This window comes from Sphaerisporangium siamense, from assembly GCF_014205275.1.
In the GTDB taxonomy this organism is placed as follows: domain Bacteria; phylum Actinomycetota; class Actinomycetes; order Streptosporangiales; family Streptosporangiaceae; genus Sphaerisporangium; species Sphaerisporangium siamense.
On the sequence record NZ_JACHND010000001.1, the window covers coordinates 4,326,845 to 4,339,893 of the forward strand.

Consider the following 13,049-nt stretch of genomic DNA (forward strand, 5'->3'; position numbering starts at 1 on the left):
GTCAGGTGGCCCGGTAGGCGGCGGCCCGGGTCTTGTAGTCGTCCTTCTCCTGGGCGAAGTCGGGGATGTCGGCGCGGTCGAGGCCGCCGGGGGCGAATGCCTGGTGCAGGGCCTCGATGCCGTCGCCGAACTCGGCGGCGCGGGTCTGCATGGTCTTCTCGTACGTGGTGACGGCCTCGTCGAGGTCTTCGTGCCGGGCCAGCGCGAGGGCGAGTTCGGCGCCGTCCAGCATGGCGTAGTTGGCGCCGTTGCCGCCGAACGGGGTCATCAGGTGGGCGGCGTCGCCGAGCAGGGTGACGCCGGGGGAGTGCGGCCAGAAGTGCGGGGCGGGGATGGCGTAGAGCGGACGGCTGACGTAGGGGCCGTCGTTGTCGGCGATCAGGGGGAGGAGGCTCGCGTCCCAGCCGGCGAACCGCTCCAGGAGCGCGGCGCGCACGGCCTCGGTGTCGGCCGGGTCGAGGCCGGCGGCGCGTTGCCAGTCGGGCTCGTCCCGGATGCCGATGTAGACGCAGACGCGCCCGCCGCTGTTGCGCTGCGCGATCAGGCCCTTGGAGTCGCCGGTGGCGAAGACCTGCCCGTCGCCCACCAGTGTGGCGACGGCCGGGTGGGCGCGGTCGACGTGGTGGAACCATGCCTCCACGAAGGTGACGCCGGTGTAGCGGGGAGTGGCGTCGCTGACCAGCGGGCGTACCTTCGACCAGGCGCCGTCGGCGCCGATGACCAGGTCGGTGTGCGTCGTGGTGCCGTCCTCGAAGAGCAGGCGGTGCGTGCCGTCGCCGTTGCCGGTGACCGACGCCAGCTTCCGGCCCCATCGGATGGTGCCCGGTTCGAGGGCGTCCGCCAGCAGGGCGCGGAGCTGTCCACGGTCGATCTCGGGGGCGCCGTCCTCGTCCTCGTCGGGCCGATAGTCGACGACGACCTCGCCGTGCGCGGTGAGCCCCCGCTTGGCCTGCCCGGCGGGGCGGGCCAAGGTGCGGAACCGGTCGAGGAGCCCTGCCGCCTCCAGGGCGATCTGCCCGCTGTCCGCGTGCATGTCGAGGCTGCCGCCCTGGGGGCGGGCGTCGAGGGAGGTGTCGAACTCGTGGACGGTGACCTGGACGCCGTGCCGCTGGAGGACTCGGGCGCAGGTCAGCCCGCCGGGTCCGGCTCCGATGACGCTGATGCGAGGTGTGGTGGTGGTCATGGGATCACTCCGATCGGCCTGGTGCGGGTGTCGGGAGGTCCGACCTCGCCAGAAAAGCACACCGATTCAAAAAGTGCAACGAGTCAATCTTTCATCTGAGGCAACCTACGGATAGAGTGAACCCGTGAGTGAGACGACATCGCCCCCAGGGCGTCGAGAGCGGAAGAAGGCGGCGACCCGCCAGGCCATCGCCGACGCCGCCCTGAACCTGTTCCTGGAACACGGCTACGACCAGGTGAGCATCCGGGACATCTGCGAGGCCGCCGACGTCTCCACCACCACGCTCTTCAAGCACTTCACCGGAAAGGAGGCCCTCGTCTTCGACGAGGAGGGCGACCAGGAAGCCGCCCTGATCGCCGCCGTTCTGGAACGCCCCGCCGGCCGGTCCATCGTCGCGGCCCTCCGTGCGCACATGCTGAGCCGCCTGGCCACCGCCGCCGACCCGGCCTTCGCCTCCTACAAGCGGCTCATCGAAGGCACCCCGGCGCTGCGCGAGTACTCCCACCGCATGTGGATGCGCCACGAGACCGCCCTGACCCGCGCCATCGCCCAGGACGCCGGCGCCGCCGCCGACGATCCCGCCTGCTCGGCCCTGGCGCACTTCGCCCTGGAGGCACTGGCCCTGGCGCACGGCCATGACGATCCTCCTCTGGCCGTCGAGACTGCCTTCGACCTCCTCGAGAACGGCTGGAACGGCCGGGCCTGACGCCGGCCTCGCCGGCGCGGCCACATCGCACTCCCCTGGAAGAAGGCTCGCGGCCGGACGCCTCCGGCATCGGCCGGGCAGCCGGCGAAGGGACGTGGCCCTGCCGTACCCGCCCGGCCGCGCGCGTCGACACTTCGGCCACTGCGCGGTCGCCTCCCGGCGAGGCGCGGTGGTCTGCCGGTAGGCGATGTGAGCCGGTGTCAGATGCGTGTCATGGTGGATTCGTATCCGCCGCCGCCGGGGTAGACCCACGCGCCGGTGACGGTGGTGCCGTCAGGGCTGAACGTGCCCTCGTAGTAGGCGGGACTGCCCTTCGCGCCGCCCCAGATGGTCAGCTTGTCGCCGACCAGCTCGTACACATAGTCGAACGTGTTGCCCGCCGCGTCGTAGAAGCGCGACATCACGTCCGCGCCGGCCGGTTCGCCGAACGGGCGCAGGTTGCCGATCACTTCCAGACCGGTGACAGGCTGACCGGAATGGGTGAGCGCGACGTGCTGAAGCAGGAAGAAGCCGCCGTGCAGCCACTCGTACCGGACGGTTCCCTCGGCGCCGCCGGTGACCGCCCAGGTGCCGACCAGGCGGTCCAGAGCCTGCACCTCGGCGCTCGGCTCGTAGGTCTCCGGGATCTCGGACATCTTATTCTCCTTGTGTGTCGTGGTGAGTGCTCGCCGGTACCTCGGAGGCGGCCCGCCCGCCTCGACACCACCTGCGGTGTGATTCACCTCACAATCCGATCGTGTCGAGAGCCCGGCTCGTGCCCCGAGGTAACGGCAGGAACCCCATCAAGGAGGAAGTCATGGTCACCGCCGCGACCGCCACCGGCGTCCCCGCCGACCGCCGCGCGCTGCCCATCCTCGTCGCGATCGCCGTCAACGGCCTGGGCGCCCTCACCGGGGCGACCGTCCTGGCCCTGTCCACGCGCCGCTTGGTCTGACTCCGCATACCCTTGCCCGACGCTCGACAAGGAGGATCCGCCGTGAAGTATCTGCTGCTCGGCTACACCCCGGCCGCCGACTGGGACGCCGCGACCGCCGACACCCCCTCTGAGGAGGCGCTGGCGGCGTTCGCCGCCTACCAGGAGTTCGAGCGAGAACTGACCGCCACCGGCGAGTTCGTCGGCAGCGAGGGCCTCGGTCATCCGGCGGTCAGCACCACGGTCCGCAGGACCGCCGACGGCGTGGTGGCGACCGACGGGCCGTTCGCCGAGCTGAAGGAGGTGCTGGCCAGCTTCGCCGTCATCGACGTCGCCAGCCGGGAGCGAGCCGTGGAGATCGTCTCGCGGATCGTCGAGACGCTGGGCGAGCCGATCGAGATCCGGCCGATCATGGGCGAGGACTTCGCGGCGTGACTCCCGTCAAGCCGGGCGACGCCCGGCGCGAGCGGGTGGCCGGGACGACCGCCGGATAGGCCCACCCAGGATGAACGCCGACATCGAGCACGTGCTGCGCACCGAGACGCCGCACGTGCTCGGCGCGCTGGTGCGGCGTTTCGGCCGCTTCGACATCGCCGAGGACGCGGTGCAGGAGGCACTGCTCGCCGCGAGCCGGGCCTGGCAGGCCGACGGTGTGCCGGACGACCCGCGCGGCTGGCTGATCCGCGTCGGCTACCGGCGGATGGTCGACCTGCTCCGCGCCGACCAGGCGCGGCGCCGCCGCGAGCGTGAGGCCGGCCTCGCCGAACTCGCCATGCGGGAACCGGCCCGCCAGGCGGGCCCGCCGCGGGACAGTGACGACAGCCTCGCCCTGCTGCTGCTCTGCTGCCACCCCGCACTGAGCCCCACCTCCCAGGTGGCGCTCACGCTGCGCGCGGTCGGCGGCCTGACCACCGCCGAGATCGCGCACGCCTACGGCACGTCCGAGGCCACCATGGGTACCCGGATCAGCCGCGCCAAGCAGCGACTGGCCCGCGCCGGAGCCCGCTTCACCCCGCCGGCAGGCGCCGACCGGGACAGCCGGATGGCCGCCGTGACGCAGGTGCTCTACCTCATCTTCAACGAGGGGTACACGGCCTCCAGCGGCACCACGCTCGCCCGCGTCGACCTGACCGGCGAGGCCATCCGCCTGACCCGCATGCTCCACGCCTCTCTGCCCGAAGACGCCGAGGTGACCGGCCTGCTCGCGCTGATGCTGCTCACCGAGGCCCGCCGCCCGGCCCGCACCGGCGGCCACGACGAGCTGGTGCCCTTGGACGAACAGGACCGGACGCGATGGGACTCCGGCCTCATCCGCGAAGGCACCACGCTGATCGACGGCGTCTGGAACCGCCGCGAGGTCGGCCCCTACCAGTTGCAGGCGGCGATCGCGGCGGTCCACGCCGCGGCGGCCTCGCCCGAGCACACCGACTGGCCGCAGATCGCGGCCCTCTACCTGTGGCTCGAACGCCTCCACCCCACCGCGCCGGTCCGGCTGAGCCGGGTGGTGGCGGTGGCCAAGGCTTACGGGCCGACCCGAGGCCTGGCCCTCCTCGACGACCTCAACCGCCGCTTCCACCTTGACCAGGACCCGCTGACCCACCAACGCGAACGCGCGGTGCGCGCACACTTGCTACGAATGACCGGCAACGCAACCGAAGCAGCACATCTGTACCGCGAGGCAGCTGCCCTCACCGGCAACCAGATCGAACAGCGATACCTACTCGACCAAGCCGACCGCCACGCCTGAGGACGCGGCCGTAGCAGGGTGTGGCCTGGCGGGAAAGGCACGTAGGCTCCTGGAGCCATGAAGGTGCTGATCTCTGTGGACATGGAGGGCATCTCGGGGATCGTCCATCCCACCGAGACGAATCCGGATCGCTACGACTACGAACGCGGCCGGGCCCTGATGACGGCCGAGACGAACGCCGTCATCGCCGGGGTCCTGGACGCCGAACCCGACGCCGTGGTGTGGGTCGCCGACGCGCACGGGCCGTTCCGTAACCTGCTGCCGGAGGAACTCGACCGGCGGGCCCACCTGGTGCGAGGCCGGCCGCGGCCGCTGGGCATGCTCGGCGGCCTCGACGAGAACACCGACGCGGTGCTGCTCGTCGGCTACCATGCCCGCGTCGGCGGCGGCCCGGCCGTGCTGGCGCACACCATGAGCGGCGACATCCTGGACGTGCGGGTGGCCGGACGTTCCCTGGGAGAGATCGGTCTCAACGCCGCCATGGCCGGACACCTGGGCGTACCGGTCGTCCTGCTCAGCGGCGATGACACCGCCTGCGCCGAACTGGCCGACCTGGTGCCCTCGGCCGTGACCGTCGCGGTCAAACAAGCCCTCGGCCAGGCCGCCGCCGTCGCCCTGCATCCGGAGGAGGCCCGCGAGCGGCTACGCGCCGCCGCCGCCGACGCCATCACCCGGCGTGCGCACGTCTCGCCTCTGACCATCCCCGGACCGCTGGCCGTCGAGGTCGACCTCTACAGCCCCACCACGGTCGACCTGGCGACACTGGTCCCCGGCGTCTCCCGCACCGCCGGCGACCGTACCGTCACCTTCACCGCCACCGACTTCGCCGAGCTCTACCGGCTCGTCCTGCTGCTGGTGCAACTCGCGACCATCAAACCCGGATAAGGAACCGCGAACGCAGGAGATCACGGTCAGACGCTCGAAGGCTCAGGGAATGTAGATGTTGAAGTAGTAACCCGCGCGGTAGTTTCGGTCGCCCGCGTAGTAGTAGCAGGCGCTCAGGCCGGTGTATTGGCCGTTGGCGGCGGCGTCGGCCAAGCCCACGCGGCACGCCTCCATGGTGGGGTAGTAGCTCGACCGGTACCAGTCCGGAGGCAGCAGGCCGCGCGCCTGCACGGAGGTGGCGGCATGGCCGGTGACGACGACGGCAGCCGCGGGGCCGGCGCCGGCCAGAAGGTCGGCCCCCAGCGCCATGGCAAGGACGGCTACGGCCTGAAACCTGCGAACCTTCACTACGGAGGACTCCTCACGCGTGCGGCGGAACGGGTACTTCCAGATGAACATCGATCACCGGGGACGAGTAGCAAGCACTTCTCCATATTCCGGCTGAATAGTCCACATTCCGGCTGGGAGCGAGTCGGCTGTTACCCGCAGGTCGAATCTCGTGGCGAGGCCACCGCCGCGCTCGTCGTGGGTGGGCGTGGAGACTCTGCGGGGATGCGGGGGTGACGGTCCCGTCACGGGTGGGTTGGCACACTGCGTCGAGGTGTCTCGAGGCACCGCGTTGCTGTCGTCACCGACGCGCAGGGGAGGGATCCCGTCCGATGCCGGCGCCGAAGGCTCTCGCGGTGCGGCTGGCGGCGCCGACGGCGATGCCCGCCGAGGTGTCGGCGACGGTCGTGACGGCGGCGTCCGCTCCGGCGAGGCGAAGCCGGGAGGCGCCCGGTTCCGTGCCGTCCCCCGTGGTCCTGTCCAACGCGGGGGTCACCGCAGCGCTGGCGGGCCGGAGCGCACCCCCAGCGGCCCTGGCCTTCTCCGGGGGACCGCCGGCGTCCACCGCCCAAAACATGGTCGGCAACGGCGCCGTCGCGGCCGCGGGCACCGGTGTGGAGCGGGAGGGAAAGGCGTCCGAGGGGGCCGGTGGCGGGCAGGCGAAGGCGCGGCCGGGGCCTGAGGCGGATCCGAAGTTCGCGTCGCTGAAGAAGGACGTGCGGAACAAGAAGCGAGCGCTGGCCGCCTCGCACCCGCCGCCGCGTACCGAGGCGGTGGCGGCGCAGGACGCGGCGCTGCCTCCGAAGGGCGACGAGGTGGCGCAGGGCAAGACGGCCAACGTCGAGAAGATGAACGAGGCCAGGCCGAAGGATTTCGACAAGGACGCGTTCATCAGGGCGGTCGAGAAGGCGATCGCCGACAAGGCGCCGAAGAACCTCGACGAGGCCGACAAGTTCGCCGACTCCGGCAAGGCGGAAGAGGTCCGCGCGGAGGTGCGCGGCGGGGTCGGCGAGGGGAAGGCGGACTCGGCCCAGCAGATCACCACGACGACGGCGGCCCCGCCGGACACCTCCGCGGCCGTGCCCAAGAAGGTCGTCCCGCTGGCCGCGGACCGGCCGCCCGGAGCGCCGGGCGCGCCGAACCCGGCGAACGCCGTGCCGGACAGGCTTCCCCCATCGGCGACCGACATGTCGGCCGGGCCCGCGGCCGTCGACCGGCGGATGGCGGAGGCGCAGGTCACCGAGCCGCAGCTCCAGCGGTCCAACGAGCCGACGTTCACCAAGGCGCTGAGCGAGAAGAAGACCGCCGAACGGCACTCCGACACGGCGCCCGGCCGCCTGCGCAAGCACGAGGCGAACGAGCTGCGCGACGCCACCGGGCAGGCGAGGCGGCTCGGCGTCGCCGCCATGGGCGCGATGAGCGCCCAGCGGGTACGGACGGGCGGGCAGGTCCACACCGGCAAGACCGGCGCCAAGGGCCGCGACGAGGAGAAGCGGGCCCAGGTCACGGCCCTCCTCCAAGGCGTGTTCGACACGATGCGGAAGGACGTCCAGGGCATTCTGGACGGTCTGGACAAGCTGGTCGACGACCGGTTCGGCAGGGGCGAGAAGCAGGCCAGGGACGCGTTCACCGCCGAGCACAGGCGGAAGATGGACGAGTACAAGGACCGCAGGTACTCGGGCGCGGTGGGCAAGCTGCGCTGGGTGCGGGACAAGTTCGCCGGGCTGCCCGCCGAGGCCGACAAGATCTTCGAAGAGGCCCGCGACAACTACGTGCGCCGGATGCGGCAGGTGATCTCCGAGGTCGCCGACGTCATCGGCGCGGAGCTGAACCGGGCCAAACGGCGCATCGCGCGAGGCCGGGCCGAGATGCAGGCCGCCGTGCGCAAGCTGCCGGACGATCTGCGGGCCATCGGCCGGGAGGCGGCGGCCGAGTTCACCGACAGGTTCGACGAACTCGCGCGGTCCGTGGACGACAAGGGCACCCAGCTCGTCGACACCCTGGCCACCAAGTACACCGAGGCGCTGAAGTCCGTCGACGACGAGATCGCCGCGGAGAAGGAGAAGAACAAGGGGCTCGTGGCGAAGGCCGTAGCGGCGGTCAAGGGTGTGATCGACACGATCCTGGAGCTGAAGCGGCTGCTGCTGGGGGTCCTCGCCAAGGCCGCGCAGGCCGTCCTGCTGATCCTGAAGGATCCGATCGGGTTCCTGCGCAACCTGGTGTCCGCCGTCGGCGCGGGACTGCGGCTGTTCCTGCGGAACATCGGCCGGCACCTGCAGCAGGGCATCCTGTCCTGGCTGCTCGGCAAGACGGCCGAGGCGGGCATCGAGCTGCCGTCCAAGTTCGACACCCAGGGCGTGCTCAAGATGCTGGCCTCCCTGCTGCGCTTGACCTGGCCGTCGATCCGCGCTCGTATCACCCGGAAGGTCCCGGAACCGGCGGTCGCGGCGGCTGAGACGGCTGTGCCGCTGCTCGCGGAGGTCCGCAAGCGGGGCGTCGCCGGGATGTGGGCCGACCTCAGGACGCGCGTCGGCGACCTGCGCAAGGAACTGCTCGACAAGGTCATCGCCTACGTGACGCCCACAATCGTCGTCGCCGGGATCATGTGGGTGATCTCGCTGCTCAACCCCGCGTCCGCGTTCGTACGCGCGGTGAAGCTCATCATCGACATCGTCCGGTTCGTGGTCACCCAGGCCCGGCAGATCATCGAGTTCGTCAACGCGGTGCTCGACGCGGTCATCGCGATCGCGCGCGGCGGCAGCGGCGGCGTGCCGGCCCTCGTCGAACGCGCCCTCGCCCGCTCGATCCCGGTCCTGCTCGGCGTCCTGGCGGCGATCCTGGGCGTGGGCGGGATCGCCGGACGGGTCAGGCAGATCGTCCAGGCGATGTCCAAGCCGGTCGAGCGGGCGGTGGACTGGGTCATCGACAAGATCGTCGGCCTGGTGAAGAAGTTGTGGGCCAAACTCAAGACGGCCTTCGACAAGAAGAAGCCCAAGCGCGGCCCGAAGCGTCGTCCGGAACGGCGACGCCCCGGCACCCCACGCGGACCTGGTGCCCGCCGCCCCGACCGGCGCAAGCCCCGCAGACCCGGCCGGAAGCCGGACAGAAAGGGAAAGCGTCCCGACAAGCGCTCTGCCGAGGCCAAGAAACGCACCCTGGACGCCGCGGTCCGCGACGCGACGCGCCTCCTGAACGAGGAGTCGGCCACGGTCAAGACCGTGCGTCGCGGCCTTCCCTCGATCAAGCGGCGGTACGGGCTCACACGGATCCGGCTCAAGCAGGTGGCCGAGGGCAGGTACCTCATCCAGGTGACCGTCAACCCCCAGGAGGAGACACCGGCCGCGACGCTGTCCGAGAAGGAGTTCCCCTACAAGCTCAGCAGAGCCGAGGGCCCGGTCGAGGTGGTCGGGCACGGGCCGGCGATCACGCAGTTCCACGAGGTGCGGCCGGACTTCCAGGGGGACGATCCCTTCATCGGCTTCGTCGTCAACATGGCGGCCATTCCCAGCGAGATCAAGGAGAAGTCGCAGGTGGCCGCCCGCTATCTTCGAGCCGCCTGGCACGTCGACGGGGGCCGGGGCATGGCGGAGGATCTCGCGGCGGCGAGGACCGCGGTCGTGATCGGCGTCAACACCTTCGAGAGTTTGAAGCCCGAGAAGAACAAGGCCGAACTCGCCGCGGCGGTGCAGAGGGTGCAGGTCCCGGCCAAGCTCGTCATGGCCGCCTTCGGGTTCGTCTGGACGCCCACGTGGGTCCGCACCGAGAAGGGGAAATCGCAAGGCCCCGTCTCCCTGGCCGAGGTGCGCGCGAAGTACAGGGACCTCCGTGACGGCAAGGAGAAGCTCGCCGAGGAGAACGAGAAGGACCTGCGCGAGAAGGGGGCGCTTCCTTACGGCGTCTTCCGGCAGGAGGTGATCGGCTCCACGTACACAGACAAGGCCGTGGACATCCTGAGGAAGGCCAACAAGCAGGTCCACATCATCGGCCAGGACGCCGACACCGGTGTCGCGACGACCGAGGGAATGGGCGTCCTGGCGGCGTACACCCAGGTGCTCAGCGGGCTCCGGGAGCACCCGCTGCTCACGATCGGGGGCTACACCTTCAAGAACTTCGACTGGCACCAGGACACCGATCCTCGCACCGTGCAGTTGACGACGCTGTCCAACGAGGTGGATCGGGCCATCCGCCAGGCCATCGCGCAGTTGTACACGGAGATGCTCTATCCGACCGAGCCGAACATGCTCATCAAGGCGTGGGACGAGGAGGGCTCCAAGGGCATCTTCCAGGACGCCAGGACCCGCGCCCTGCTCAAGGCCCAGGGGGAGCTCTACCCCATCGGAGGCGCCGAGGGCCGGAAGCTCAAGATCAAGCTCATGGAGATCTTCGGCGACGGCTTCTCCATCCTGTACGCGCCTCTGGCGAGCACCACCACGAGCCCGGCCGAGCACCAAAAGACGCGTAAGCTCACCACCTTCTGGCAGGACGTCGCACGCGCCGAGACGGGAGAGGACCTCGACCGGGCGAAGCTGAGCCAGGAGGAGATCGCCCGGCGCAGCCATCGCGCCTACGTGCTGGTCCTGCAGTCGCAGTCCATGTCCAGCGCCACACGGCTCGCCTTCGAGTTCATCCAGTCCACCCCCAGGCCCCAGGGCATGAGCAGGCGAGCCTGGGAGGAACTGCGGACCAACCTGCAAGACTCGGTCTTCGTGCACGTCGAGGAAGTCATCAAACTGATGGCAGAGGATCCACGCCGGACCGTGAACAGCGTGGTGATCAGGCAGCGCATCAAACAGCTCAACCAAAAAGCGGAAAAGCTGACCAAGCTGGCACAGGATGACGGTAGGCCACAAGCTGAACCGATCATCGAGCTGGCGCGGCGACTGACGCGCCGAATCATCAGCGCCTTGACCGCGGACGCCCTCAAGGATGTCTGGGGCGAGCTTTCCCCCCTCCTGACGAGGAGCGTGGAGGAAGCGAGGCAGGCCGGAAAGGGGCAGGAATGACCGAGGAGCCGCTTCACCGTCTTCGCGCCCGGGCATCACGCGACGACTATGTCTCGATGGCCGAGCTGGGGAGGGCCCTCTACACCGAAGGGCTCACCTCCCAGGAGGTCGTACACGAGTGCTACGGAGTCGCATTCCCCCAGGAATTCTTTGTGCTCGCCGAGGCGGATCCCCGGTCACTGGAGCTGATGGCACACTTCACCCGCCTGCCGTGGCAACTGGCCGTGCCCCTCGACCGCGGCGGCCCCCACACGCGTCCGGGGCCGCTGGACGACATCGAGCGGAAGGTGTTCGCCCGGGACCCCGACCTTGTCCCCCTCTTCCTTGGCGTCAACACGGACCTCACGCACGGCGGCGGCGTCCGTTGCTACAGCTTGGCCGAGCTCGGCGCCGGACGGACGACCGTCTTCGGGATCTGGAAGGACGTCGAGCCGCACAACCAGGTCACACGGTCGGGTGATTCCCTGCTGGCCGTCCTGCACGAGCATCACACGCAGTACGTCGAGTGGCTGGAGGAGGACCTGCGGCTGCCCGAGCGGATGCGGACCCGCGCGATCGACGACGAGATCGTGGATGAGATCCGTGAGCTCGTCGTCCTGATCGAGGAGTTCCAGCGCCGGGCCGCCGCGCGACAGGACGGCTGACCGGCTCGGCGGCACGGGCCGAACGGCCGTCACGTGCTGGCGGAACCTGAGGTGACGGCCGTTCGGATGCGGACCGGAACCGGCGGGTGGGGTTTCAGCGGCCGAGTTTGACGATCTTCTCCAGGTCGGCGGCGGAGTAGTCGCGGCCGGCGGCGGCGGTGGCGAAGTGTTCGACGCGGAGGCTGGTGCCCTTGATGGGGCCGCCGTCGAGGCGGTCGGCGTGGTAGGCGTCCAGGAGGTTCTGGGCCTCGACCGTGGCCTCGGCGAAGCGGGTGAGCGGGTCGGCGCCGCGGGCCAGGACGTCGCCCATGGCGCGGGTCATCACGTCCTGGTTGCCGGCGAAGTCGCCGAACTGGGCGCCCTCGGACAGCGGGACGTCGCCGGAGCCCGGCGCCCGCGTCGCCCCGGCGGGGAAGCCGAGGACGTGGTCGCTGGCCACCCGGTGGTAGGGGTGCTGCTCGAACCAGCCCTCCTGCTCCAGCACGGCGTGCGCCGCGTGGGTGAGCGGCATGAAGCTGTTGGCCTTGTGCCGGTCGGCGGCCACGCGCGGGCTGTGCAGGTACATGAGGAAGGCCAGCGCGCCGTCCTCGGCCTCGTCGCCGAGCCCGTCCTTGAGGAAGATGGACGTGCCCGCCACCGCGTTGCCGACGTAGGGGACGTCGGCGTTGTACGGCATGAGGCCGACCTCGATGTCGAAGCCGTTGGCCTTCGCCGCCTGCACCATGTAGTTGACGTCGTTGGAGGAGGTGATGCGGAACACGACCTCCTGCTCGGCGAACGCCTTGAACGTGCCGGCCCAGTCGGGGATGCGGTCGGTGTAGAGGTAGTGGCCGTCCCGGTGGAGGCGGCGCCACCACTCGACCCACGTCATCATCGCCTCGGAGGTCAGGTCCACGGTGGTGGCCCGGCCCTGCCTGCCGTTGTGGTTGTCCACCAGCAGGCCGCCCTGCGTGGCCAGGGCCTGCTGGAAGAACGTGCCGTGGTTGGACCAGCCGACCGGGTACGCCGGGCGGCTCGGGCTCTTGGCGATCGCGCGGCACGCCGCGTCCAGCTCGTCCCACGTGCGGGGCAGCTCGGACAGGCCGCAGGCGCGCAGCAGGTTCTTGTTGGCGTAGATGAGGCTGGTCGTGCCGACCGACGGCATCGAGATGAGCTCGCCGCCGAGGCTGTAGTAGTCGCGCAGCGGCTTGAGGATGTCGTCCAGGACGACGGTCTCGCCGAGGATCTCGGTGCGCCCGCGCACGGCCCGCTGCAGCGAGGTGAACGTCGGGGTGCCGTCGCCGTTGAGCATGTCGCGCGCGCCCTCGGCGGTGTAGAAGTAGAACTCGGCGAGCGCGGGCGCGCGCCCTTCCGCGGCCGCCTCGGCGACCTTCTGCGGGAACGTCCAGAAATCCTGGCCGACGACCTTCACGTGGTATTCGGGGTGCAGCCTCTCGAAATCGGCCGCCTGCTCGTACCACCGGTCCATCCAGCCCGGAAAGGTGAGGTCGGGGACCCAGACTTCGATGACGATCCTGTTCTTCACTCGTTTCCTCCTGAAATTCAGGGCATGGTGTCCCGATCGTGCACGCGACGAAGTCGTCCGCCGGAATATCTCGGCCTGTCCTGTCAGATGGCCCGGGGCACGCGCCACGACAAGGT

Annotated in this window: 11 protein-coding genes; 7 read left to right on the forward strand and 4 right to left on the reverse strand. The window is 70.2% G+C overall.

All coding sequences use genetic code 11. The annotated features are described in order from the left end of the window. Nucleotide 1: 1 nt before the first annotated feature. Nucleotides 2-1,183 carry an FAD-dependent oxidoreductase gene (locus BJ982_RS19920; protein WP_184882224.1) on the reverse strand — a complete coding sequence of 394 codons (1,182 nt, stop codon included), beginning with the start codon at nucleotides 1,181-1,183 and terminating at the stop codon, nucleotides 2-4. A 124-nt stretch (nucleotides 1,184-1,307) separates the two neighbouring features. Between BJ982_RS19920 and BJ982_RS40490 the strand changes: the two genes are divergently transcribed. Next, the gene (locus BJ982_RS40490) at nucleotides 1,308-1,889 is read left to right on the forward strand and encodes a TetR/AcrR family transcriptional regulator (protein ID WP_184882226.1); all 582 of its coding nucleotides are present in this window, start codon (nucleotides 1,308-1,310) and stop codon (nucleotides 1,887-1,889) included. 200 nt (nucleotides 1,890-2,089) lie between these two features. Here BJ982_RS40490 and BJ982_RS19930 read toward each other — a convergent pair whose 3' ends face one another. Continuing rightward, entirely contained in the window at nucleotides 2,090-2,524 is a 435-nt protein-coding gene (locus tag BJ982_RS19930; RefSeq protein ID WP_184882228.1) for a hypothetical protein, read from the reverse strand. Between the two features lie 101 nt (nucleotides 2,525-2,625). Here BJ982_RS19930 and BJ982_RS19935 point away from each other — a divergent pair, with 101 nt between their 5' ends. The 4 genes from BJ982_RS19935 to BJ982_RS19950 all read left to right on the forward strand — a co-directional run bounded on the left by BJ982_RS19935 (nucleotide 2,626) and on the right by BJ982_RS19950 (nucleotide 5,434). Further along, entirely contained in the window at nucleotides 2,626-2,823 is a 198-nt protein-coding gene (locus tag BJ982_RS19935) for a hypothetical protein (protein WP_184882230.1), read from the forward strand. A 42-nt stretch (nucleotides 2,824-2,865) separates the two neighbouring features. Continuing rightward, nucleotides 2,866-3,237 (forward strand): YciI family protein, encoded by a 372-nt coding sequence (locus BJ982_RS19940; protein WP_184882232.1) that lies wholly within the window; start codon nucleotides 2,866-2,868, stop codon nucleotides 3,235-3,237. A gap of 70 nt (nucleotides 3,238-3,307) precedes the next feature. Then, nucleotides 3,308-4,549: an RNA polymerase sigma factor gene (locus tag BJ982_RS19945; protein ID WP_184882234.1), complete on the forward strand. Its 1,242-nt coding sequence runs from the start codon at nucleotides 3,308-3,310 to the stop codon at nucleotides 4,547-4,549. Nucleotides 4,550-4,612: 63 nt separating this feature from the next. After that, nucleotides 4,613-5,434 (forward strand): M55 family metallopeptidase, encoded by an 822-nt coding sequence (locus BJ982_RS19950; RefSeq protein WP_203959385.1) that lies wholly within the window; start codon nucleotides 4,613-4,615, stop codon nucleotides 5,432-5,434. A gap of 42 nt (nucleotides 5,435-5,476) precedes the next feature. Here the strand turns inward: BJ982_RS19950 and BJ982_RS19955 are convergent, their stop codons facing one another. After that, nucleotides 5,477-5,833 carry a hypothetical protein gene (locus tag BJ982_RS19955; protein ID WP_184882238.1) on the reverse strand — a complete coding sequence of 119 codons (357 nt, stop codon included), beginning with the start codon at nucleotides 5,831-5,833 and terminating at the stop codon, nucleotides 5,477-5,479. A 260-nt stretch (nucleotides 5,834-6,093) separates the two neighbouring features. Between BJ982_RS19955 and BJ982_RS19960 the strand changes: the two genes are divergently transcribed. Next, nucleotides 6,094-10,764, forward strand: coding sequence for a hypothetical protein (locus BJ982_RS19960; protein WP_184882240.1), 4,671 nt, complete (start codon nucleotides 6,094-6,096; stop codon nucleotides 10,762-10,764). A 56-nt stretch (nucleotides 10,765-10,820) separates the two neighbouring features. Further along, a complete protein-coding gene (locus BJ982_RS19965) occupies nucleotides 10,821-11,408 on the forward strand; it encodes a hypothetical protein (protein WP_203959386.1) in 588 nt (195 codons plus the stop codon). A 94-nt stretch (nucleotides 11,409-11,502) separates the two neighbouring features. On the opposite strand, the gene BJ982_RS19970 is transcribed toward BJ982_RS19965, so the two are convergent. Further along, a complete protein-coding gene (locus BJ982_RS19970; RefSeq protein WP_184882244.1) occupies nucleotides 11,503-12,933 on the reverse strand; it encodes an extracellular solute-binding protein in 1,431 nt (476 codons plus the stop codon). Nucleotides 12,934-13,049: the final 116 nt, after the last annotated feature.

What these genes read in the sequence shown, in the direction of transcription:
- BJ982_RS19920 (WP_184882224.1), bottom strand. Translation starts at nt 1,183, where the DNA reads ATGACCACCACCACACCTCGCATCAGCGTCATCGGAGCCGGACCCGGC.
- BJ982_RS19945 (WP_184882234.1), top strand. Translation starts at nt 3,308, where the DNA reads ATGAACGCCGACATCGAGCACGTGCTGCGCACCGAGACGCCGCACGTG.
- BJ982_RS19965 (WP_203959386.1), top strand. Translation starts at nt 10,821, where the DNA reads ATGGCCGAGCTGGGGAGGGCCCTCTACACCGAAGGGCTCACCTCCCAG.
- BJ982_RS19930 (WP_184882228.1), bottom strand. Translation starts at nt 2,524, where the DNA reads ATGTCCGAGATCCCGGAGACCTACGAGCCGAGCGCCGAGGTGCAGGCT.
- BJ982_RS19955 (WP_184882238.1), bottom strand. Translation starts at nt 5,833, where the DNA reads ATGTTCATCTGGAAGTACCCGTTCCGCCGCACGCGTGAGGAGTCCTCC.
- BJ982_RS19960 (WP_184882240.1), top strand. Translation starts at nt 6,094, where the DNA reads ATGCCGGCGCCGAAGGCTCTCGCGGTGCGGCTGGCGGCGCCGACGGCG.